Genomic DNA, 19,605 nt, shown 5'->3' with positions numbered 1-19,605 from the left:
AAACGAGAAACGAGAAACCAACAACGACGGGTATCGGAAGCGATGGAATTTGTTGGGCTCGGCTCGGCTTGCCGCGAATCCGCCACGGGAGTTGCAGTGTAAGACGAGGACTGCGCCCGACGCCAGTCATCCGCCATCTTCGACCACGAGCGGAGTCGGCGAGGCGGTTATCAATCCGAAGCGTCGCCAACGGACCTGGTAGGGCGGCGTCTGACCAGGCGCCGCCTCCACCAACGCCTCCATGCCGCGGGCGCTCGCCGTCCGTCCCTGCTCCCTGACCTGGATGCGATAAAGCGGTCCGCCACGATTCGCAGCGGGTGGTATCTGGCCGTCCGGAAGCGTCGGCTGGTCCCGCTCCTGAACCTGAAGCTGCGCCTCCTCCATCGAGATGCCTTGCAGGGCGGCCAGCACCGCCGCCGACGCAAAGGTCTGCTCCACCTGATCGCCCTCGGTATCGACGGTCAACTCCGGGGCCAAGAGCAGGTAAAGTTCGCGCGTCATCCCCAGCACCTGCTGCAGTTCCTCGACAGCGACGAACGGGGCGTCCTTGGCCCCGGCGACCCGTCCGTCGTCCTCGTAATCGCTGTCCTCCGCCCCGTTCAGTTGCTTCAGATCATCCTCGTCGCGCCAGTCGAGAATGGCGTCGCCGATTGCGCCGGCCGCTTCATCCTCCACCCCCAACGCAACCATCAGAGCGGCCAGGATCGGCGCCGGCGTCTGATTCAGGTTGATTCGCGACTGCTCGTTGAACACCGCGATGCTCAACGCGGTACCGTCGAACTCCCAGGACCGTGGCGCACCGTTGGGCAGCCAAACCGGTGCCGCGGTCTCATCGGTACCCAACCCGACCTCAGGCGCCGCGGGCGGCGGGTTGAGAAAGCCGAACAGGGTGTAGGCGATCGCGGCATCGGTCAGCGCGCGGAAACGGGCGTCGGCGATCTGATTCTCGGTCAGGGCGGTCTCAGTGCGCTGCGCCGCAGTCATACCCACGGCCATCACAGTCAATAGCGTCAGGACCCAGAGGACCAGCACCAAGGCGATGCCGCGGCGCGAACCGACAAGGCAGCTCAGCCGGGCTGGGTGGGCAACGCGACGATCAAGTCCGGCCATGTCTGCTCGCTCGTGGTCAGGTGGATGCGCAACAGGGACGGGGGCGTCGCTTGCTCCAACCATTCGTTATGCCATTCGGGATCGCTCTCGCCCCCCGTCACGCCGAAATAGCTCAACTCCAGCCCAGCCACGCCCTCCAGGAGCAGGGTGCGCCCAAAGGCCCCCGCGGCCGCATCCTGGTCCGGGGGTATCGACCCGAGGCTCATCTGCGAATCCTCCTTGAGCGGCTCCCATTTGGGTATCTCATCAGTACCTTCGAGTATCTCGGGATGGATCAGCCAGCGGGTCAGGACCAGATTGCGACGATCTCCCGACCCTTCCACTTGCAGTCGCAAGACATAGAGTCCAGGCACACCGACATGTTCCGACAAGGGGGCGACGTATTCGAGCCGCTCCGCATCGCCGGCGAAAACCGGAAGCATCGCACCGTCAAACACCAGAGATGCCGCCCGTGCCTGGATGAGTGTGCGCAGTAGAAAGCCATGGGCGAGACGCAAGGCACCGGTACGGTCAGCGGAAGCCTCCACGGCGTCCCAAGAACGGGAACCGAGCCGCAATCCGGAAAACAGCAGGACGGTGATCAGACTGACCATCGCCAGGGCAATCAGCAATTCGACCAGGGTAAAACCGCGGGCGCGGCGCGGTCCCGCGTCAGACCTTGCACCTTGACCCAACAGGGGAAGGAACGTATACACTATTCCACCCGCTCGCCCAGGCGCAGGGTGCTCAGCGTCAGGCGCCGGGTCCGGGCGCCGTCTTGCCATACCACGAGCGCCGTGATCCGATAGGGCGTAACCATCGGCGCTTCGGCAAGCAATCCTGGCTCCTCGGCGGTGAGTTGGGTCGGGATGACGGTCAGCTCCCAGGCAAATCCATCCTCAGGGTCGCCGGAGGTCACGCCCGCCTCCAGGGGAATCGCGCTCCCGACCGCGGCCAGCCGCGCTTCCGCGAGCGAGACGGCACGGCTGTACTGAGCCGCGGTCATGGTGGTTTGGGTGGCACGGGAGAAGATCTGCATCAGCACCCCGAGCGAGACCGCCAGGATCGCGAAGGCGACCAGCACCTCCAGCAGCGAAAAGCCGGCCTGTCCCGTCGACCAGGACCGACCGCGAATCATTTGCCACCCACGGCAGCCATGCGCACCCGGCCGGTCAGCCAGTTGACACCGACCTGGAAGCCCGAATCCTCCCGTGCGTCACCACGCGCCAGGAGAATGACCCCGCCGGTGGAACTGCCGTCCGGAAAGAACCGGATGGCGCCGCGCTGGTCATCCAACATCTCACGTTGCGCCGCGTCGAGCTTGACCCGCAGCCGGCGCGGCAGCGAGACCGTACGAAAACCGGGGAGTTCCAACAACCGCTCTTCCACATCCACCACCAACACGGTATCCACACCGGTGCGGATGGCGGTCTCGCGGGCGAGCCGCAGGGTGGCCGCAGTGCGCCGCGCCGCGGCCTTGAGCTCCACGCCGGGCAAGGCCGCTGAGATCAAGGGCGGGACCACCGTCATGAGCAAGGCCGCAACGGCCAGCACGACCACCAGTTCGATCAGCGTGAAACCCCGAGAACCTACGGCCGTGCCGCCCGACCAACGGTCAACGCGCATCACTGATGCGACTGGCGGCTGCTTACTCCCAACTCCTGACGTCCGCGTTCTCCGCTTCCCCACCCTCCCGGTTGTCGGCGCCCAGGGTCCAGATATCGACCCCGCCGTGCTCGCCGGGAAAGCGGTACTGATACTCGAAGCCCCAAGGATCCTTGGGAACATCCCCCTTCTTGAGGTAGGGACCGTTCCAATTGGCGGCATTGCCCGGCTTGGTCACCAGTGCCTCCAGCCCCTCTTCGCCGGTCGGATAACGCCCCGTCTCCAGACGATAGAGATCCATGGTCGCAACCAAGTCCTCGATTTGCAGCTTGGCGGTCTTGGTCTTGGAACTCCCCAGAAATTTCATGACCTGAGGCCCCACCAGCCCGGCCAGCAGACCCAGGATGGCGAGCACCACCAGGAGTTCGACCAGGGTGAAGCCGACGGTACGCTTAGACAACTTCGGACGCATTGCAGGTCCTCCGGACCGTTGTAAAAAACAACATCATTCTAGTGAGGCTCAACACCGAGGGCCAGCGTTGACCCGCGACAGTGTGACCATGTGGCGACTGAGCGGTTCCCGCGGAGCGCCGTCAGGCGACCCCGACCAGCACGCACACTGCGTGACCTATCAACCGGATCCCAGGACGCTTGCGGCATCACTTTCGACAAAGGTCGCGGCGGGCGTCAGCTCAAGCCAGATCGACTCGCCGTTCTTGCGCTTCAAATCCAGCACGGCGGTGCGCGGCAGGCCGCTGATGTGGCGCGTGATCACATCCATGACCCAACCGTGGGTGATGATCAGCACCCGCTCACCGGAATGCTGTTCCGCAACCTCATGCAAGGCGGCGATCACCCGATCGGCGAAATGATCCACGGACTCCCCCTCGTCGAAATGCGCCGCCGGATTGCGCCGCAGAATCTCCTGGTAGAGACCTGGGTGGCTTTCGGCCAGTTCGCTCTTGGGCTGGCCCTGAATCAGACCGAAATTGCGCTCCTTCAGGCCCTCGTAAGCCATCGGGGGCGGCATCCCCCAGGCCTCGGCAATGATCTCGGCGGTCTCCGCCGACCGTCGCAACGGGCTGGTACAGACCCGCGAAAAACCCTGGCCCGCCAGCGCCTGGGCCAATTCCAGAGCCTGTATGCGGCCCTTGTCGTTCAGCGGCACATCGATCCAGCCCTGAAGTATCCCGAAGATATTCCAGTTGGTCTCGCCATGCCTGGTGATGCAGAGCTTGGTTGTCGTCATCTCGGATCACTCGTTGCGCCGCCCAGCACGGGAGGGTGTCGTCGGTTTTGCCTCAGGAACGGCTCACTAACTGAGTTAAATAAGTCCGTCAGAGAATGCCTTTAACATCGTTGTCGTTGTCGAGATTATAGCCTTCGGACGTGATTACCGGACGTAGGGGCGGGTTTCAAACCCGCCCCTACACGAAAGTCTGCCTGGATATCAGGTGCGAACGCTATATCATACCCGCAAAGACTCTCTCGGCCTTGATCATCGTTCCGGCAAGCGACGGCCGGTCCGCAACTGGAGGTCAAGGCTTTACCGTGAAAGTCGCGCAGCGACCCTGTGGGAGCGGCGTCCCGCCGCGACGGAGCCGGACGCGCAGCCGCAGCGTTCGGGGTCACCGCAGCACCGCATCGCGGCGGGACGCCGCTCCCACGGGAGACTTTCATCTTCCGGGGTGGCTTATCGAAGCGCGATAGACCGGCTGCTCATACCCAAGTTGAATCGTTCCTCCGATTACGACAACGACAACGACAACGACAACGACAACGACAACGACAACGACAACGATTGTATTCGTTGTTTAACTTATTTCTGACTCGTTGCTGGAGCGCAGAAGACGAGTCACGGTGCCGGAATCGCTGTCAGCGACATCACCCTGCGCCGAAAGTCGGCGTACTCTTCGCCGGTTCGTGTCACGAGACTGATGAGCGAGTAAAAGCGATCAGTCGACGGCGATTCGCTTCGCGCCTTGAGTAAGTCGAGACGGTTGACGTTGACGATAGTCCAGCACTCGGTAAAGCCGCGCTGCCGCGCTTTCTGGTGGCTCTTTTCGGCCTCGCCAATTCGGTTATGAATGTTTGAAACATCAGTGCCGCTCTTGATCTCGATCGCAACGACGTTGCGGTAATTGTGATGGGCCATCTCTTCCCGGATTATTATATCCGGATCGGGCGCGAATTCGATCAAGAAAAGACGACCGGTAGCACTGTTCACTTCAATAGCATTCTCGTGCACTTCAGCGATCACATGAGAAACGATTTCCCGGATGATCGTGAAAACCTGAACTATGCCATCGCTACCGCGTTTATTGTTCGCGCCTCCCCGCAACTGAGGCCCGACGGTCAAAAGCGTCAGATCGTCCAGCAGGTCTCGGCTCAGGCGCAATGGGCCGATACCCTCCAGCAAAATAGAAGCCGTTTCGCAGAACGCGGTGCACAGCGCAGGCAAATCTTCAGCCGCAGTTTTGCTGATTTTACCTTTCTCTTCCATGGACTTGAAGTACCCGACCCCGAAACCTTTGTCATGCCCGTAGAACTCCTTCTGACTGAAGCCCATAAGCATCCGATAATATCCCAGAAGATGAGGTTTTGATTCGAGCAGGATCGGCACCGGAAACAGTAACTCCCCGCGCAATCCATATTGAGCCATGGCCGACAGATCCGTTGGTGAGACGAATTGTGCGAGTTGACGATCCAGCTCCGGAATATCCATATTGCGTACCGTCTCCAGCAAGGCGTTCTGCAAGTAGAGAGCGCGGAACCGTTTAAGCGCAAGAGCAAAACTGATCTGCAAATCCGGCGGGGGAAATTTGATCTTCTTAGTCATGTCGCCGCGATCTTGATCACATTACTGTTCTGTCCCTGCAAACGTAACGCAGCCAATGCCACATAATCAGGATTGAGTTCGATTCCGACATATTGTCGGTTCTCCTCCTGGCAAGTGATGCCCACGGTGCCCGATCCAAAAAAAGGATCAAGCACATAATCCCCTGGCTCGGTAGATGCCAAGATGCAGGGCCGAATCAGATCGGGCGGGAAGGTTGCGAAATGCGCGCCGGCGAACGGTTTGGTGTTGACGTGCCAAACGGAACGACGGTTGCGCAACCCCCCGCCATCCGCCGGTTCTCTGACGGCCCGCCAATCATAGAAATAACGCTCCGACTTAGAAAGCATAAACAGGTACTCATGTGAACGGGCGGGACGGTCCTTCACACTTTCCGGCATGGCATTGGGCTTATTCCAGACGACATCGCTGCGCAGATACCAGCCGTCCTCTTGTAAGGCGAAGGCGAGCCGCCAAGGTACACCGATCAGATCCTTGGGCTTCAAACCTTCCGGTGTATCCGGACGAACGTCCATGGCCCGCGCCGGATTCTTTTTGTCGGGCGCTCGCCAGCCACGGTTGCCGCTGGTGTAGCCGTCGCCGATGTTAAGCCATAGGGTGCCATCATCTGTCAGCACGCGCTTCGACTCGGCAAACACCGCGACCAGGCGGTGCAGGAATTGCGATAAGGTCGCTTCCAGCCCGATCTGCTCGTCATACCCGTAATCCCGCAAGCCCCAATAGGGCGGTGACGTGACGATGCACCGTACCGATTCCGAGGGTAAGCGGCGCAGAACGGTAAGCGCGTCGCCGGCAAAAATCGTCGCGCCGCGCAACACCAGCGGGGCAGGCCTGGTGATCCTCGCCACGTCGGGTGTCGTGGAACTATCGGCCTTCGTAAGCATCACAGTTCTCCGAGGTTTTTCTTCATCTGTGGAAATCTGTGACATCTGTGGATAAATCCGGAGGATCGCTTTGGCCGGCACGGCAATCGTGGCCGACCTTGGTGCACATGTACTGCGCGCCAGGTGGCCTGTTAAAGATGACACGTTTTGCGATTATCTACTCTTAGCGCTCTTCCGCAGCACCCTTTGAGTTGCTCAAGCTTCCGGCGATACTCAGAATGATTACGCTGTCAGAATACCAGATCATTGGCCCCCAAAATCGCCATCAGGATGGAAATGATGATCCCCGCGACCACGATACCCAGGCCAACGATGAGGATAGGCTCCAGGAGGGTCAGCATGCTCTGGACACTGGTGCGGGTCTCCCGATCATAGATGCTGGCGACTTTGGCGAGCATGGCGTCCAGCGCGCCGGACTCCTCGCCGACGCGGATCATCTGTAAGGCCAAGTCGGGCAATGCCTTCAGCCGAGCCAGGGGGCCGGCGAGCCCGCGTCCGTGTTTGAGATCCTCACCCGCCTCGTCCAGGAGGCCGGAGATCTTACGGTTACTCACCACCTCCTTGGCCAGCGTCAAAGCACTGAGCAGCGGCAGTCCGTTCTTGAGCAGAGTGGAGAGCGTGTGGGCGAGACGGGCGGTCTCCATCTTCCAGATCAGGTCGCCGAATAAGGGGATCTGCAACACGCGATGGTCCAGCCGGTCGCGCACCTGTTCGTCCTGCATCCAGCGCTCCAGGCCCAGAGCCGTCACGGCGGCGACCACGAGCATAGCCCACCAATAGTTGCGGAACAGGTTGCCGGCGGCGACCACGATCTGCGTCGGCAACGGCAACGCTTTGCCCATGTCATCGAAGAGGACGGTGAACTGAGGCACCACGAAGACCAGGAGCAGGATGACCGAGGACGCCGCCACGAACAACAGGATGGCCGGATAGACGAGCGCCGAGGTGACGGTTTGACGCAGTTCGGCCACTCGCTCCAGATAGTCGGCCAGCCGATCCAGGACCTGATCCAGGGCACCGCTGGCCTCGCCCGCCCGCACCATGTTGATGTAGAGGCGCGCGAACTGCCCGTCCTGGGCCTCCAGTGCGCTGGAGAAGGTGGCACCACCGCGTACCCGCTCCTGCAGGTCCGCGAGCACACGCACCAGATGCTCCTCCGCGGTCAGGTCGATCAGGACCTGGAGCGAGCGGTCCAACGTCATGCCGGCTTCGATCAGCGTGGCCAGCTCACGGGTAAGGATGCCGATCTCCTTCTGATTCAGGCGACGCCGCCGGGTGCGCCCGAGTCGCGCGCGCAGACCGCCGGCGGAGCGCATCTCGACCGGGAGCAGCCCCTGGGCCTGAAGCAGACTGACCAGCGTCGGCTCGTCGGCTGCATCCAGCTCGCCTTCGACCGGCTCGCCGTCGAGTTTAACCGCCTTATAGAAATACTTGGGCACCTAATCGTCCTCCGCGACCCGCAATACCTCTTCCACCGTGGTGCGCCCCGCCATCGCCTTGCGCAGCCCGTCTTCATACATGGTGGCCATCCCCTCCTCCATGGCCAGACGCTGGATCGCGTTGGCGGTCGCGTGGCTCAGCACCAGCTTGCGAATCGGATCGGTCATGCGCAGCACCTCCGAGATGACCAGCCGACCGCGGTAGCCGGTACCATTGCAGAGGTCGCAGCCACCCGGGTGATACAGTTTGATCAACTCGGGACCATCCGGCTGAAAACGCGTGAAGCGCGCGGCGAGTTCCGGCAAAGCGTCATAGGGCTCACGGCAATGAGGGCAGAGGCTGCGCACCAGTCGCTGGCCGACGATGCCGTTGATGGTGGAGGTCAGCAAGTAGTCCTCCACCCCCATATCCAAAAGACGGGTAACGCCGCTGGCCGCGTCGTTGGTATGCAGAGTGGACAATACCACGTGCCCGGTCAAAGCCGACTGCACGGCAATGCGGGCGGTTTCGATATCGCGCATCTCGCCGACCATGATGATGTCCGGATCCTGGCGAACGATGGCGCGCAGGGCCCCCGCGAAGGTCATGCCGATGGCGGACTTGACCTGAATCTGGTTGATGCCCGGCAGTTGGTACTCGACCGGGTCCTCGACCGTGATGATCTTGCGCTCCTCGGTATTGAGGCGCGACAGCGCGGTATAGAGCGTCGTGCTCTTGCCGGAACCGGTGGGCCCGGTAACGAGCAGGATGCCGTATGGCTGTTCCAGAATGTCGATCAGGCGTTGTCTGGGGGTACCGTCGAAACCCAGGGCATCGAAGTCGAAGCGCACGCTCTCCTTGTCCAGCAAACGCATGACCACACTCTCACCGAACATGGTGGGCACGGTGGAGACACGCAGGTCGAGCTCGCGGCCCTGCACACGGACGGGAATGCGCCCGTCCTGCGGCAGACGGCGCTCCGCGATATTGAGCTTGGCCATGATCTTGACGCGCGAAATCACCGCGGCGGTGGAACGCACCGGCGGGGCATCGACCTCCTTCAGGATGCCGTCGATGCGATAGCGAACCTTCAATTCATCGGCGAACGGCTCGATATGGATATCGGATGCACGGGATTCCACCGCCTTCTGGATCATGTGATTGACCATGCGGATCACCGGTGCCTCGCTGGCCAAATCCTTCAGATGCTCGATATCCTCCTCGTCGAAGTCCCCGTAATCGGGTTCCGCGTTCGGGTCCGGCTCGGCCTGTTTCTCATAAAGCCGCGCCAAGGCGAGTTCGATCTCGGAGGCCAGGGCAATGACTCCTTCCACCCGCTTGCCCGCGGCCATTGCGACCGCCGGCAGGATGTAGGGGTCGACTGCATCCGCCACCGCGACCCGCAGGTGTTCTTCGTCTTCCTCCATGGGTAACACCCTCGCGTCTTTGAGAAACCGCAGGGTGAAGAGGCCTTCGGCAACGGGTTCGGCGGGGAACTGCGCGGGGTCCGCCAAGGGCAGGTCCAGAACCTCGCTCATCGCCTGCGCCATATCCCGCTCGGAAATCAGACCCAGGCGCACCAACATGCGCAGCAAGGGCTCGCCGCCGTCGTCGGCCAACCGACGGGCACGGGCCAGGTCCCCCGCGGTGAGCTTGCCCCGCTCATAGAGTAAGGCGACGATACGGGCCTCCGGCGGGCGCTCGGCCGGGGCCTGATCGGCGCCCAAACCCGCGGATGGCTCCGCGTGTGGGTCGATGTCCGGAGCGGATTCCGGGCCAAGGTCCGTGATCGTGTCTGCCGCCAGGGCCGACCGCTGTGCTCCGTCAGGGGCGGGGAGCAACGGCTCGGGATCATCGCGGGTCCCGGTAAAGACGGGGAGATCGTCCAAGAAGGGCTCTTCCTGCACTATTGGAACTCCGCGGGGGGCTGGCCCTCGGCCAGACGCACACGTACGTGAATCAGCGCGTAGATCGCCGCCCAGACCAGCAGCACCAGCCATTGCTCATGCGACGGCAGGCCTGGGGCAGCGACGGCACAGGCCGCTGCGGCGGCCATCACGAGATAACCGCGCAACACCGTCTTGCGATGGCCCCAACCGGCGAGCACCAGACGCTGGTAATGGTGACTGCGATGCGCCTCCCAGATGCGCTCGCCCCGCACCAGCCGCCGCGCCAGCGTCCAGGTCGCATCGACGATAAAGGGTGAGAAGGCCAGCCAGGCGACCCACAGCGGAAAGAGCCCGGTCGCGGCACCCCATAACGAGAGCGCGGCGGCAAGCAGACCAAGACTGGAGGAGCCCAGATCGCCGAGGAAAATCCGGGCCGGGGGAAAATTGCTGAACAGAAAGCCCCCCGCGGCCGCGGCGATACAGGCGGCGACCAGGGCGAAGACCGGATCGCCCCCCTGCCAGCCCAAAACCGCCAGGGCACCGAAGCCGAACAGGGCCATGCCACCGGCGAAGCCGTCCATGCCATCCATGAAATTGTACAGATTAATCATCCAGACCACGTAGAGCACCGTCAACAGCCAGGCGAGCGGCGCGGGCAAGGGCCAATCCGCGCCGGGCAGCCCCAGCGAACCCCACAACAGCCCACCGGCAGCCAGGATCAGACCAGCACCAAGATGAACGGCGAAGCGCTGACGGCGCGAGACCTCGCCCAGATCGTCCAGCAGCGACACGGCCGCGACCGGCAGCAGCGCCCCCGCGATCCACGGCAATTGGTCGGGGTTTAGCCCGGCGAGCCGGCACAGGCAAAGCGTGACGACCAGACCGAAGAGCACCGCCAGACCACCACTGCGCGGCACCGCAACCTGATGGAGCGAACGTGCGTTGGGGTGATCGAGCAGGGCGCCGCGTCCGGCCAGCCAGCGCGCGGCAACGGCGCTGAGTCCCACGGCGGTGGGTAGCGCCGCCAATCCAAGCAGGGTCGGGCTCATGGCGCGCGGACGTTGGTGGTCATCCGGGCCTCACAGATCGCGCACCAGTTGCGACTCCACGGTTTGGCGGCTCGCCTCGCCCATCAGTAATGCGATCAGTTGCAATGCAAAATCCATGGCGGTGCCGGGACCGCGGGAGGTCACGACCAGGCCGTCCACCACCACCGGCGCATCGGTCAGCATCATCCGCGGAAAATCGGCCGCCGCGACTGAACCAGGATAGGCGGTTGCGCGCTTGCCGTCGAGCAGGCCGGCGGCGGCCAGCACCTTGGGTGCGGCACAAATGGCCGCGACGAAGCGTCCCGCCGCGACCTGGCGGCGCAACAAGACCTGGACCCGCGGGTCCTCTTCGAGGAACCGCGCACCCGGCAAACCACCCGGCAACACGACCATCGCGAAGTCCTTGTCCTGTTCCGCCTCCAGCGTGCTGTCGGGTACCAGGACAGTGCCGCGGCTGGCGATCACCGCGCCGGTCGTCAAGCCGGCGGTCACGACATCGATCTGTGCCCGACGCAGCAAGTCGATGACCGTGACAGCCTCCAGCTCCTCACATCCTTGGGCAAGTAAAACCAGTACCTTCGGCATCTTGAAACTCTCCTGCAAACTGGTGTCTTGGTATGTTCTCGAAGCGGGCACGCGGTCGTTCCGGCGTCGCAATCGGCAACCCGCGCTGACTGGCACACGCCGCCCGGAGCGCGATGTCAGCCGCCCTTGGCGCGGCCCAGAATCGTCAGGCCCTTGAGCATATTCAGGGCTTCGGCGAGCTGGAAATCCTCGGCGGCGAGGGTTTTCTTCACCTCGCCGGACGTGTCGTCCGCAGCCGCCTTACCCTCGTCGAGGTGGCGGACCAAATCGGACTCTTTCAGCGGATCCTGTTCCCGCTCGGTCGATGGCTTGAACACACCAGGGTCGAGCGTGACATCGGGATTGATTCCCTCGGCCTGGATCGAGCGGCCCGACGGCGTGTAGTAGCGCGCCGTGGTGAGCTTCAACGCGGTGGTGTCGTCGATCGGAACAATGGTCTGGACCGACCCCTTGCCAAAGGTCTGAGTCCCCATGATCAGGGCACGTCGATGATCCTGGAGTGCCCCCGCCACAATCTCCGAGGCCGAGGCGCTGCCGCCGTTCACCAGGACCACCAGCGGAGCCCCGGCCAGCACGTCATCCGGACCCGCCTTGAACTGGAGCCTGGAGTCGGTCTGCCGACCCTGGGTATACACGATCAGCCCATCGACGATGAAGGCATCGCTCACCCCAACGGCGGCATTGAGCACACCGCCCGGATTATTGCGCAGATCCAGCACCAGACCCTTGAGTTCATTCTTGTTCTCCTTCTTCAAGGCATCGATGGCCGTACGCATGTCCTCGGTGGTCCGCGCCTGGAAGTGCGACAGCCGCACATACCCGAAGCCGGGCTCCAGGGTGCGACTCTTGACCGAGGCGACATGGATGATGTCGCGCTCCACCTTCACGTCCAGCGGCCGGCCGTCGGTGCCGCGCATGATGGTGAGGCGGATCTCGGTCCCGGGCTTGCCGCGCATGAGATTGACCGCCTCGTTGAGACTCAAACCCTTCACCGGCTTGTCATCGATGCGCACGATCAGATCGCCCGCCTGGAGTCCGGCCCGCTGCGCCGGGGTATCATCGATCGGGGCGATGATCTTGACGAACCCATCGTCCATGCCGACCTCGATCCCGAGACCGCCGAATTCGCCACTGGTGCCGACCTGGAGTTCCCGGTACTCCTCCTTATCCAGATAGGAGGAGTGCGGATCGAGCCCGGCAAGCATGCCGCGGATGGCACTCTCCAACAATTTCTTGTCCTTGACACCTTCCACATAGTCGTCCTTGATCCGCCCGTAAACCTCGGCGAAGGTCCGCAGTTCGTCCAACGGCAACTCCTCGGCGGTCGGCTCGGCGGTCGGCTCGGCGGCCGGCGCGGCCGAAACCGCCGGGGTCTGCGGTTCGGCCGGGATCGCGGGCGCCGCCGCCGGCTCGGGCGCACCGGCTTCCGGAATACCCGGCGCCGCCGGAACAACCGGCGGCTCCGGCGCGGCCGGCACGCTCGGGACAGCCGGCGCGGACGGCTGCTCTTGCGCCCGCGGCTCGCCCACTGGGGCGACGGTTCCGAGGGTGATACCGATCCAGATCAGCAAAGCATGGGACAAACGTTTGGGCATGGTCGTGCGGGTTCGCAGGTGGATGGGGTGATGATGTCGCGCGGGTGATCGGGCGGCCGCCGCCGGTTGCGCGGTGCGCATCGACCGAAGTGGCGCAAGCATCGCATGTTTCAACAGCGCTCGACAGACGCGCATGACCGGCGCGGTGCGCGGACCCACCGCCGGACCCGCGGTCAACCACACCAGCGGGTCGGATCGAGCGCCTCACCATGGTGGCGGATGGCGAAATAGAGCACCGGTTCGTCACGGCCGCCGCTGTTGCCGCTCAAGGCGATGACCTCGGCGGCCGACACCCATTCACCGACATCTTTGAGGAGCGCCTCATTATGGCCGTAAAACGACATGAAGCCGTCGCCGTGGTCGATCACCAGCAACAAACCGAAGCCGACCAGCCAGTCGGCATAGACCACCCGACCGTCGTAGATCGTACGCACTTCCTCACCTTCGCGCGCGGCCAGGAGACAGCCATCCCAGGTCGAGTCCGAATCCGGCTTTTGGGTGCCGAATCCGGCCCGGATGCGGCCCTCCAGAAGGGGCCAGGCCAACCGGCCTTGACGTGTGGCGAAGGGATCGCGCCGAATTTCCAGTTCCGCCTGGATCTGCGCCCGCTGGCGCAGGTGTTCAACCAGGAGCCGCAGATTTTCTGCATCGCGGCCAAGACTCACCAGATCCGCTTCGCGGCTCACGATGGTCTGCTCCAACGCCGCCAGGACCTGGGCGCGCTCCTGTTTCGCCGCCTCCAGACGGACACGCGCGGCCTCCTGCTCAAGGGCGAACTCACGCAGGCGCCCGGCCTCGCGTTCCGCATCACCGGCCAACCGCGTCAGACGCGCGGCGCTCGCCTCGACCGCCTGAATGCCGCGAACGCGTTCGCGATTGAAATAGGCGAAGTAAGACAGGACCCGACTCGCGCGGACCGGATCCTCCTGGTTCAGCAACATGCGCAGTCCGTCCGTCCGCCCCATTGCGTAAGCCGTACGCAGCGATTCGGCCAGACGCCGGGTCTGCTCGGCCAGTGCGGTCTGCGCCTGGGACTCGCGAACACGCAGTTCCTGCGCGACCCGGGTCTGCTCCCCGACCACCCGATCAAGCTCCCGGCCGGCGATGGCCAGTGCCGCGACGTCTTTTTCGCGCTGTTCGAGTTCCGCGATCAGTGCCTGTCGCTCGGCATTCTGCCCGGTCAATTCCGCACCGATGCCCTCCATCTGCCGATCGAGATCGGAAAGATCACGCGACCGCGCATCGATCACGGTATCCGTTTCCTGCGCCCGGATCGTCGGAGCGTGCGCCGCCGCGAAACCCGCCGCAAGACCACAGGCGAGGTGGGCCGCGGCGACCGCGCGGCACCACCGCCCGCGCCGGGGCAGTCGGGATCTGCGTTGATGAGGACCGAAAAACATGGGATTCAGAGGGTCACGCTGAGAGCACGGACGGCAGTATAGTCACCACCTTCGCTCGGAAAAAACCGAAGGTTGGCCGTCGCGGCGCTTCGCAGCACGTGCAAAAGAGCTTATTATTGTATTATGAATAATTGATTCCTCGTCAAAGGCGATGGTCACCATCCTGAACCACAGATCTCTGCCGATGTTGGAAGACCACGAATCGGACGGCGAGGACGCGATGTCGCTCTTCGCGGACGACGAGGACATCGAGCGCGCCTCCCGTTCGCTCAAGGCGATGTCCCATCCATTGCGACTGAAAATCCTGTGCACCTTGGGCGAGCAGGAGGTCAGCGTGCAGGATATCGTCGATCTCGTGGGAACCTCACAGAGCAACATCTCCCAACACCTGGCGATTCTCCGCGACAAGGGCATCCTGGCCTCGCGCAAAGACGCAAATCGTGTATACTACCGTGTGAGCGACGGTCGGACCTTACGCCTCATCGGGATGATGCGCGAGGTCTTCTGCCACCACGACTGACAGGTCCCTGATCAGGGCGAGCCCCGCGCCAACGATACGAGACGGGGTGACGCCCGCGCCCGCGCTCCTTATACTCCGCGCCCAACACCCTGCCGACCCGCGTCGGTCACGCGTCCGCGTGAGCCGAGTCGCAACGGTCGGTGACCAATCCACTCCACATGAGATTTTAGGCCGATGCAGTTGAGCCAACTGATCGCGTTCGTCGGTAACCACTGGTACCTGTTCGTCGCGCTTGCCGTGATCGCGGGACTGCTGACCTATAACCTGATCGTCGGGGAACGCGGCAGCGTGGACCCCCTGGGAGCAACCGCGCTGATCAATCAGCAGGACGCCGCGGTGATCGATGTCCGGCCGGCGGCCGATTTCGCCCAAGGCCACATCATCAATGCCGTCAACATCCCGATGAACGGCTTCAAGAACCAGATGGGCGTCTTGAGTAAGTACAAGGGCAAACCGATCATCGTCAGTTGCCGCTCGGGAGCCCAGTCCAGTACCGCGTGCGGCCTTCTGCGCAAACAGGGGTTCGATGACGTGTACAATCTCAAGGGCGGTGTCATGTCCTGGCAGGCAGCCAATCTGCCGCTGACCCGGAAAAAACGCTGACCCCCGGTCGGATTTCACCTGTTACAGCCGTCGGACGTGATAACCGGACGTAGGGGTGGGTTTCAAACCCGCCCTTAGACCAAGGGTCTGTCCGGATATCAGGTACGAAGGCTAATATTCTTTAACCAAGTTTTTAGAGCAAGACACGCATGGCCGACATCGACCAGACCAACCCGGAACGCCAGTTCGCCGTCCAGCGCATCTACACCAAGGACCTGTCGTTCGAGTCACCCAACGCCCCCGAGATCTTCCGCGGCGAATGGAAGCCCCAGAACGAGCTGAACCTCAACACCAAGGTCAACCGACTCTCCGATCAGGCCTACGAGGTCGTGCTGTCCGTGACCGTCACGGCCAAGGTCGGCGACAAGACCGCGTTCATCGTCGAAGTGCAACAGGCGGGCATCTTCACCATGGCCGGTTTCACCGAGCAGGAGCTCGGGCCCATGCTCGGCGCCTACTGCCCCAATCTCTTGTTCCCCTACGCGCGCGAAACCGTCTCGGACCTGGTGACCAAGGGCAGCTTCCCGCAATTGGTCCTGCAGCACGTCAGCTTCGACGCCCTGTTCGCCCAGCATCAGCAGGAAGCAGCGACACAAGCCGCCGAGGCTGGTGACGGTGCGCGTCAGCATTGAGTTAAGGACCCACGGGGCCGCGGCCATGAGCAAGCATCAATGATCCAGACCGGAAGCCAGACCGGCGGGGCTTGTGTGGCGGTCCTCGGCGCCGGGTCATGGGGCACGGCCTTGGCAATCCGCCTGTGCCGCAATGGGCATCGCGTTGCGCTCTGGGGAAACGAGGCCGACCATATCGCCGAACTGCGCGCGGAAGGTGAGAATCGGCGTTTTCTTCCGGGCATCGCCTTCCCGCCCGGTCTCGTTGCGCTCACCGCGCTGGACCAGGCGCTGGACGGCGCGACCGACTGTCTGGCAGTGGTGCCGAGCCATGCGTTCGCCGCCGTGACCCGCGCGGTCGCCGGACTGCTGCCCCGTGGCATCGGCCTGGCCTGGGCGACCAAAGGACTGGACCCGGCGAGCGGCGGACTCCTGCACACCCTGGCGCAGCAGGCGCTGCCCGGCGAGGATCTGGCGATCGTCTCCGGGCCGAGTTTCGCCCGCGAGGTCGCGCAAGGCCTCCCGACCGCGGTCACGGTCGCCTCCGCACAGCCGGAATTCGCCCGGCGGACCGCGGCCCTGCTGCATGGTGAGCGCTTCCGGGCCTATACCAGCGCGGATATGGTCGGCGTGGAGATCAGCGGCGCGGCCAAGAACGTCCTGGCCATCGCGACCGGGATCGCCGATGGCCTGGGCTTCGGCGCCAACACCCGCGCCGCGTTGATCACGCGCGGGCTGACCGAGCTGATTCGACTCGGCACCGCCCTGGGCGGCCGCGGCGAGACCTTCATGGGTCTGGCGGGCGTGGGCGATCTGGTGCTGACCTGTACCGACAACCAATCGCGCAACCGGCGGATGGGCCTGGCACTGGCCCGCGGACTCAGCGTCGCCCAGGCACGCGAGGAAATCGGCCAGGAAGTCGAGGGGGTGGTGACGGCCCAGGCCGTGCGGACTCTCGCCCAGCGCCATGGCGTGGAAATGCCGATCAGCGAACAGGTCTACCGCGTGCTCTATGAGGGGCGCTCACCCCTGCAGGCGACCGCCGCGCTGCTCGAACGCGAGCCCAAGCAGGAGTTCGATTGAGTTCACCCGTCCGCCGGGTCAGGCACCGCAGCACCGGCAAAGTCGAACTGTCGCCAGGCTTCGAATACCACGACCGCCGCCGCGTTCGACAGATTCAGGCTGCGATTGCCCGGCCGCATCGGCAGGCGCAACCGCTGCTCCGCCGGGATGCTGTTCAGCACCTCCGGCGGCAATCCGCGCGTCTCGGGACCGAACAGGAAACAGTCGCCCGGCCGGTAGCGCGGACCATCATGACGCACCCGGCCCTTCGTGCTGAGCGCGAAAAGGCGACGCCCGGCCAGCAAGACCAAGCAGTCAGCGAGCGACTGATGCACCGCAACGTTCACGTACTCGTGGTAGTCGAGGCCGGCCCGGCGCAGCAGCCGGTCCTCCAGACTGAAACCCAGGGGCGCGATCAGATGCAGCGCCGCGCCCGTGTTGGCGCAGAGGCGGATGATATTGCCGGTATTGGGCGGAATTTCGGGTTGGTAGAGTATCAGAGCGAACATCGCGGGCGGCCATCGCGCGGACAGTGGAGGATGCCGCGGGCGGGTCCGCGGGGACCCGCCCCGGTTGACCCGAGCCAAGCGCTCCATGGTATATTAAGATTTCGGCATTTACTGAATTTGCCGCCGGCATACGATTTTAACCCTATGGGGGACAGCATCATGACCGACATCGCCGCGCTGAAGAAAGAAAAGCAGGACCTGATCGACAAGATGATCGCCATGCAGGGAGAGTTTATCGCCTACGAGCATGAGCACGGCCTCAGCGGCAAGGACTACTGGGCCCCGAGCGAAGGTCTGCTGCTCAACTATCGGCAAGACTACATGGACATGGCCAACCGCGTGGTGGATCTGGCCCATCAGATCGTAGGTTCCAGCCGGAACTGATACCCCTCCCAGGTTGCAGCGTCATTCCGGCAGGATGCCGGAAGGAAGTCGCCATGGATGGTCCCTCGCAGCGAGCACGGACCAGCCGGTCTTTACCGGTAAACTACCCGCATTCAGCGATGCCGACGCCCGCCGGGCCGACGCACCAAGACCAAAGCCCGTCATCGTCGCGGGCTTTTTCGTTTCCCAGGTAAGCAATCAAACCCATGAACATCCTCATCATCGGCGGCGGTGGGCGAGAGCACGCGCTCGCCTGGAAGGCCGCGCAGTCGCCCCTGGCGCAGCGTATCTATGTGGCCCCCGGCAACGGCGGGACCGCCCGCGAACCAGGCCTCGAGAACGTCCCCATCGCCGCGGATGACCTGGCCGGACTGGTCGCTTTCGCCGCGGCGCAGAACATCGGGCTCACCATCGTCGGACCCGAGGTGCCGCTGGTCGCCGGGGTGGTCGACGCCTTCGCCGCCGCCGGCCTGCCCTGCTTCGGCCCCCGCCGGGCCGCCGCTCAACTGGAGGGCTCCAAGGCCTTCTCCAAAGCTTTCCTGGAACGTCACGGCATCCCCACCGCGGCCTACGGAACCTTCACCGAGGTCGAACCAGCCCTCGCCTATCTGGACCAGGTCGGCGCGCCCATCGTGATCAAAGCCGATGGCCTGGCCGCCGGCAAAGGTGTGATCCTCGCGCCGGACCTGGACACCGCACGGGCGGCGGTGCGTGACATGCTCGGCGCCGGACGGTTCGGCAGCGCCGGGGCGCGGGTGGTGATCGAGGAGTTCCTCACCGGCGAGGAAGCGAGCTTCATCGTCATGGTCGACGGCAGCCACGCGCTGGCCATGGCCACCTCGCAGGACCACAAGGCGCGCGACGACGGCGACCGGGGCCCCAACACCGGCGGCATGGGCGCCTACTCCCCGGCGCCGGTGGTGACCCCGGAGATCCACGACCGCGTCATGCGCGAGGTCATCGCCCCAACGGTCGCCGGACTCGCGGCCGAGGGCACGCCCTATGTCGGCTTCCTCTACGCCGGCCTGATGATCGCCGCCGACGGTACCCCCAAGGTCCTGGAATACAACTGCCGCTTCGGCGACCCCGAGACCCAGCCCATCCTGATGCGGCTGCGCTCGGATCTGGTCGCCCTCTGCCTCGCCGCCCTGGACGGGCGACTGCACGAAGTCCAGGCCGACTGGGACCCGCGGGTCGCCCTGGGGGTCGTCATGGCCGCCGGCGGCTATCCGGACACCTATGCCCAAGGACTGCCGATCAGCGGCCTGAGTGCCGACGATGGCGCGAACGTCAAGGTCTTCCACGCCGGCACGCGCCGCGACGGCGACGCCACCCTCACCGCCGGCGGCCGGGTGCTCTGCGTCACCGCCCTGGGCGAGACCGCCCGGGACGCCCAGGAACGCGCCTACCGCCGGGTGCAGGAGATCACCTGGCCGGATGCCTATTACCGCACCGATATCGGGTATCGGGCGATTGCGCGCGAGGCTTCGGCGGAGCTGATGCCACGGAGGTAGCCGCTCCCTTCCTTCAGCTTGAGGCTCATG

General features: G+C 64.0%; 21 protein-coding genes. 6 read left to right on the top strand and 15 right to left on the bottom strand.

The annotated features are described in order from the left end of the window. Positions 1–126: 126 nt before the first annotated feature. The 14 genes from A39O_RS0122335 to A39O_RS0122265 form a co-directional block, all read right to left on the bottom strand. Positions 127–1,110, bottom strand: coding sequence for a type II secretion system minor pseudopilin (locus A39O_RS0122335; protein WP_020506894.1), 984 nt, complete (start codon positions 1,108–1,110; stop codon positions 127–129). Further along, a complete protein-coding gene (locus tag A39O_RS0122330) occupies positions 1,068–1,805 on the bottom strand; it encodes a prepilin-type N-terminal cleavage/methylation domain-containing protein (protein WP_020506893.1) in 738 nt (245 codons plus the stop codon). Before A39O_RS0122330 ends, A39O_RS0122335 begins: the two co-directional genes overlap by 43 nt. Beyond that, positions 1,805–2,227, bottom strand: a complete 423-nt coding sequence (locus tag A39O_RS0122325) for a type IV pilus modification PilV family protein (protein ID WP_020506892.1) — start codon at positions 2,225–2,227, stop codon at positions 1,805–1,807. The genes A39O_RS0122330 and A39O_RS0122325 overlap by 1 nt, the downstream gene beginning before the upstream one ends. Next, positions 2,224–2,715, bottom strand: a complete 492-nt coding sequence (locus A39O_RS0122320) for a GspH/FimT family pseudopilin (protein WP_020506891.1) — start codon at positions 2,713–2,715, stop codon at positions 2,224–2,226. The genes A39O_RS0122325 and A39O_RS0122320 overlap by 4 nt, the downstream gene beginning before the upstream one ends. 22 nt (positions 2,716–2,737) lie before the next feature. Continuing rightward, positions 2,738–3,166 carry a type II secretion system major pseudopilin GspG gene (gene gspG, locus A39O_RS0122315; protein WP_020506890.1) on the bottom strand — a complete coding sequence of 143 codons (429 nt, stop codon included), beginning with the start codon at positions 3,164–3,166 and terminating at the stop codon, positions 2,738–2,740. A gap of 159 nt (positions 3,167–3,325) precedes the next feature. Then, complete coding sequence (locus A39O_RS0122310; RefSeq protein WP_020506889.1) at positions 3,326–3,943, bottom strand: histidine phosphatase family protein; 618 nt, start codon at positions 3,941–3,943, stop codon at positions 3,326–3,328. Between the two features lie 606 nt (positions 3,944–4,549). Continuing rightward, positions 4,550–5,533 (bottom strand): XcyI family restriction endonuclease, encoded by a 984-nt coding sequence (locus tag A39O_RS0122300; protein ID WP_020506887.1) that lies wholly within the window; start codon positions 5,531–5,533, stop codon positions 4,550–4,552. Continuing rightward, positions 5,530–6,435 carry a DNA-methyltransferase gene (locus tag A39O_RS0122295; protein WP_211211681.1) on the bottom strand — a complete coding sequence of 302 codons (906 nt, stop codon included), beginning with the start codon at positions 6,433–6,435 and terminating at the stop codon, positions 5,530–5,532. The genes A39O_RS0122300 and A39O_RS0122295 overlap by 4 nt, the downstream gene beginning before the upstream one ends. A gap of 230 nt (positions 6,436–6,665) precedes the next feature. After that, positions 6,666–7,874 carry a type II secretion system F family protein gene (locus tag A39O_RS0122290; protein ID WP_020506885.1) on the bottom strand — a complete coding sequence of 403 codons (1,209 nt, stop codon included), beginning with the start codon at positions 7,872–7,874 and terminating at the stop codon, positions 6,666–6,668. Further along, entirely contained in the window at positions 7,875–9,761 is a 1,887-nt protein-coding gene (gspE, locus tag A39O_RS0122285) for a type II secretion system ATPase GspE (RefSeq protein WP_020506884.1), read from the bottom strand. Further along, positions 9,761–10,792, bottom strand: coding sequence for an MraY family glycosyltransferase (locus A39O_RS0122280; RefSeq protein ID WP_020506883.1), 1,032 nt, complete (start codon positions 10,790–10,792; stop codon positions 9,761–9,763). Before A39O_RS0122280 ends, gspE begins: the two co-directional genes overlap by 1 nt. A gap of 30 nt (positions 10,793–10,822) precedes the next feature. Then, positions 10,823–11,377, bottom strand: coding sequence for a DJ-1 family glyoxalase III (locus A39O_RS0122275; RefSeq protein ID WP_026199647.1), 555 nt, complete (start codon positions 11,375–11,377; stop codon positions 10,823–10,825). A 116-nt stretch (positions 11,378–11,493) separates the two neighbouring features. Beyond that, positions 11,494–12,972: a S41 family peptidase gene (locus A39O_RS0122270; RefSeq protein ID WP_157640332.1), complete on the bottom strand. Its 1,479-nt coding sequence runs from the start codon at positions 12,970–12,972 to the stop codon at positions 11,494–11,496. A 173-nt stretch (positions 12,973–13,145) separates the two neighbouring features. Further along, positions 13,146–14,222 carry a murein hydrolase activator EnvC family protein gene (locus A39O_RS0122265; RefSeq protein ID WP_245561961.1) on the bottom strand — a complete coding sequence of 359 codons (1,077 nt, stop codon included), beginning with the start codon at positions 14,220–14,222 and terminating at the stop codon, positions 13,146–13,148. Between the two features lie 334 nt (positions 14,223–14,556). On the opposite strand from A39O_RS0122265, the gene A39O_RS0122260 reads away from it, so the two are divergent. The 4 genes from A39O_RS0122260 (at position 14,557) to A39O_RS0122245 (ending at position 17,189) form a co-directional block, all read left to right on the top strand. Beyond that, the gene (locus tag A39O_RS0122260; RefSeq protein ID WP_026199646.1) at positions 14,557–14,892 is read left to right on the top strand and encodes an ArsR/SmtB family transcription factor; all 336 of its coding nucleotides are present in this window, start codon (positions 14,557–14,559) and stop codon (positions 14,890–14,892) included. 174 nt (positions 14,893–15,066) lie between these two features. Then, a complete protein-coding gene (locus A39O_RS0122255) occupies positions 15,067–15,495 on the top strand; it encodes a rhodanese-like domain-containing protein (protein ID WP_020506878.1) in 429 nt (142 codons plus the stop codon). A 149-nt stretch (positions 15,496–15,644) separates the two neighbouring features. Further along, the gene (secB, locus tag A39O_RS0122250) at positions 15,645–16,127 is read left to right on the top strand and encodes a protein-export chaperone SecB (RefSeq protein WP_020506877.1); all 483 of its coding nucleotides are present in this window, start codon (positions 15,645–15,647) and stop codon (positions 16,125–16,127) included. A 39-nt stretch (positions 16,128–16,166) separates the two neighbouring features. Next, complete coding sequence (locus A39O_RS0122245; protein ID WP_020506876.1) at positions 16,167–17,189, top strand: NAD(P)H-dependent glycerol-3-phosphate dehydrogenase; 1,023 nt, start codon at positions 16,167–16,169, stop codon at positions 17,187–17,189. Positions 17,190–17,191: 2 nt separating this feature from the next. Here A39O_RS0122245 and A39O_RS0122240 read toward each other — a convergent pair whose 3' ends face one another. Beyond that, positions 17,192–17,677, bottom strand: a complete 486-nt coding sequence (locus A39O_RS0122240; RefSeq protein WP_020506875.1) for a tRNA (cytidine(34)-2'-O)-methyltransferase — start codon at positions 17,675–17,677, stop codon at positions 17,192–17,194. Positions 17,678–17,836: 159 nt separating this feature from the next. On the opposite strand from A39O_RS0122240, the gene A39O_RS0122235 reads away from it, so the two are divergent. Further along, positions 17,837–18,061 (top strand): hypothetical protein, encoded by a 225-nt coding sequence (locus tag A39O_RS0122235; RefSeq protein WP_026199644.1) that lies wholly within the window; start codon positions 17,837–17,839, stop codon positions 18,059–18,061. A gap of 206 nt (positions 18,062–18,267) precedes the next feature. Continuing rightward, the gene (purD, locus tag A39O_RS0122230) at positions 18,268–19,575 is read left to right on the top strand and encodes a phosphoribosylamine--glycine ligase (protein ID WP_020506873.1); all 1,308 of its coding nucleotides are present in this window, start codon (positions 18,268–18,270) and stop codon (positions 19,573–19,575) included. Positions 19,576–19,605: the final 30 nt, after the last annotated feature.

It is taken from the genome of Lamprocystis purpurea DSM 4197, from assembly GCF_000379525.1.
GTDB lineage: Bacteria > Pseudomonadota > Gammaproteobacteria > Chromatiales > Chromatiaceae > Thiodictyon > Thiodictyon purpureum.
This window is presented reverse-complemented; position numbering and strand designations above follow the sequence as displayed.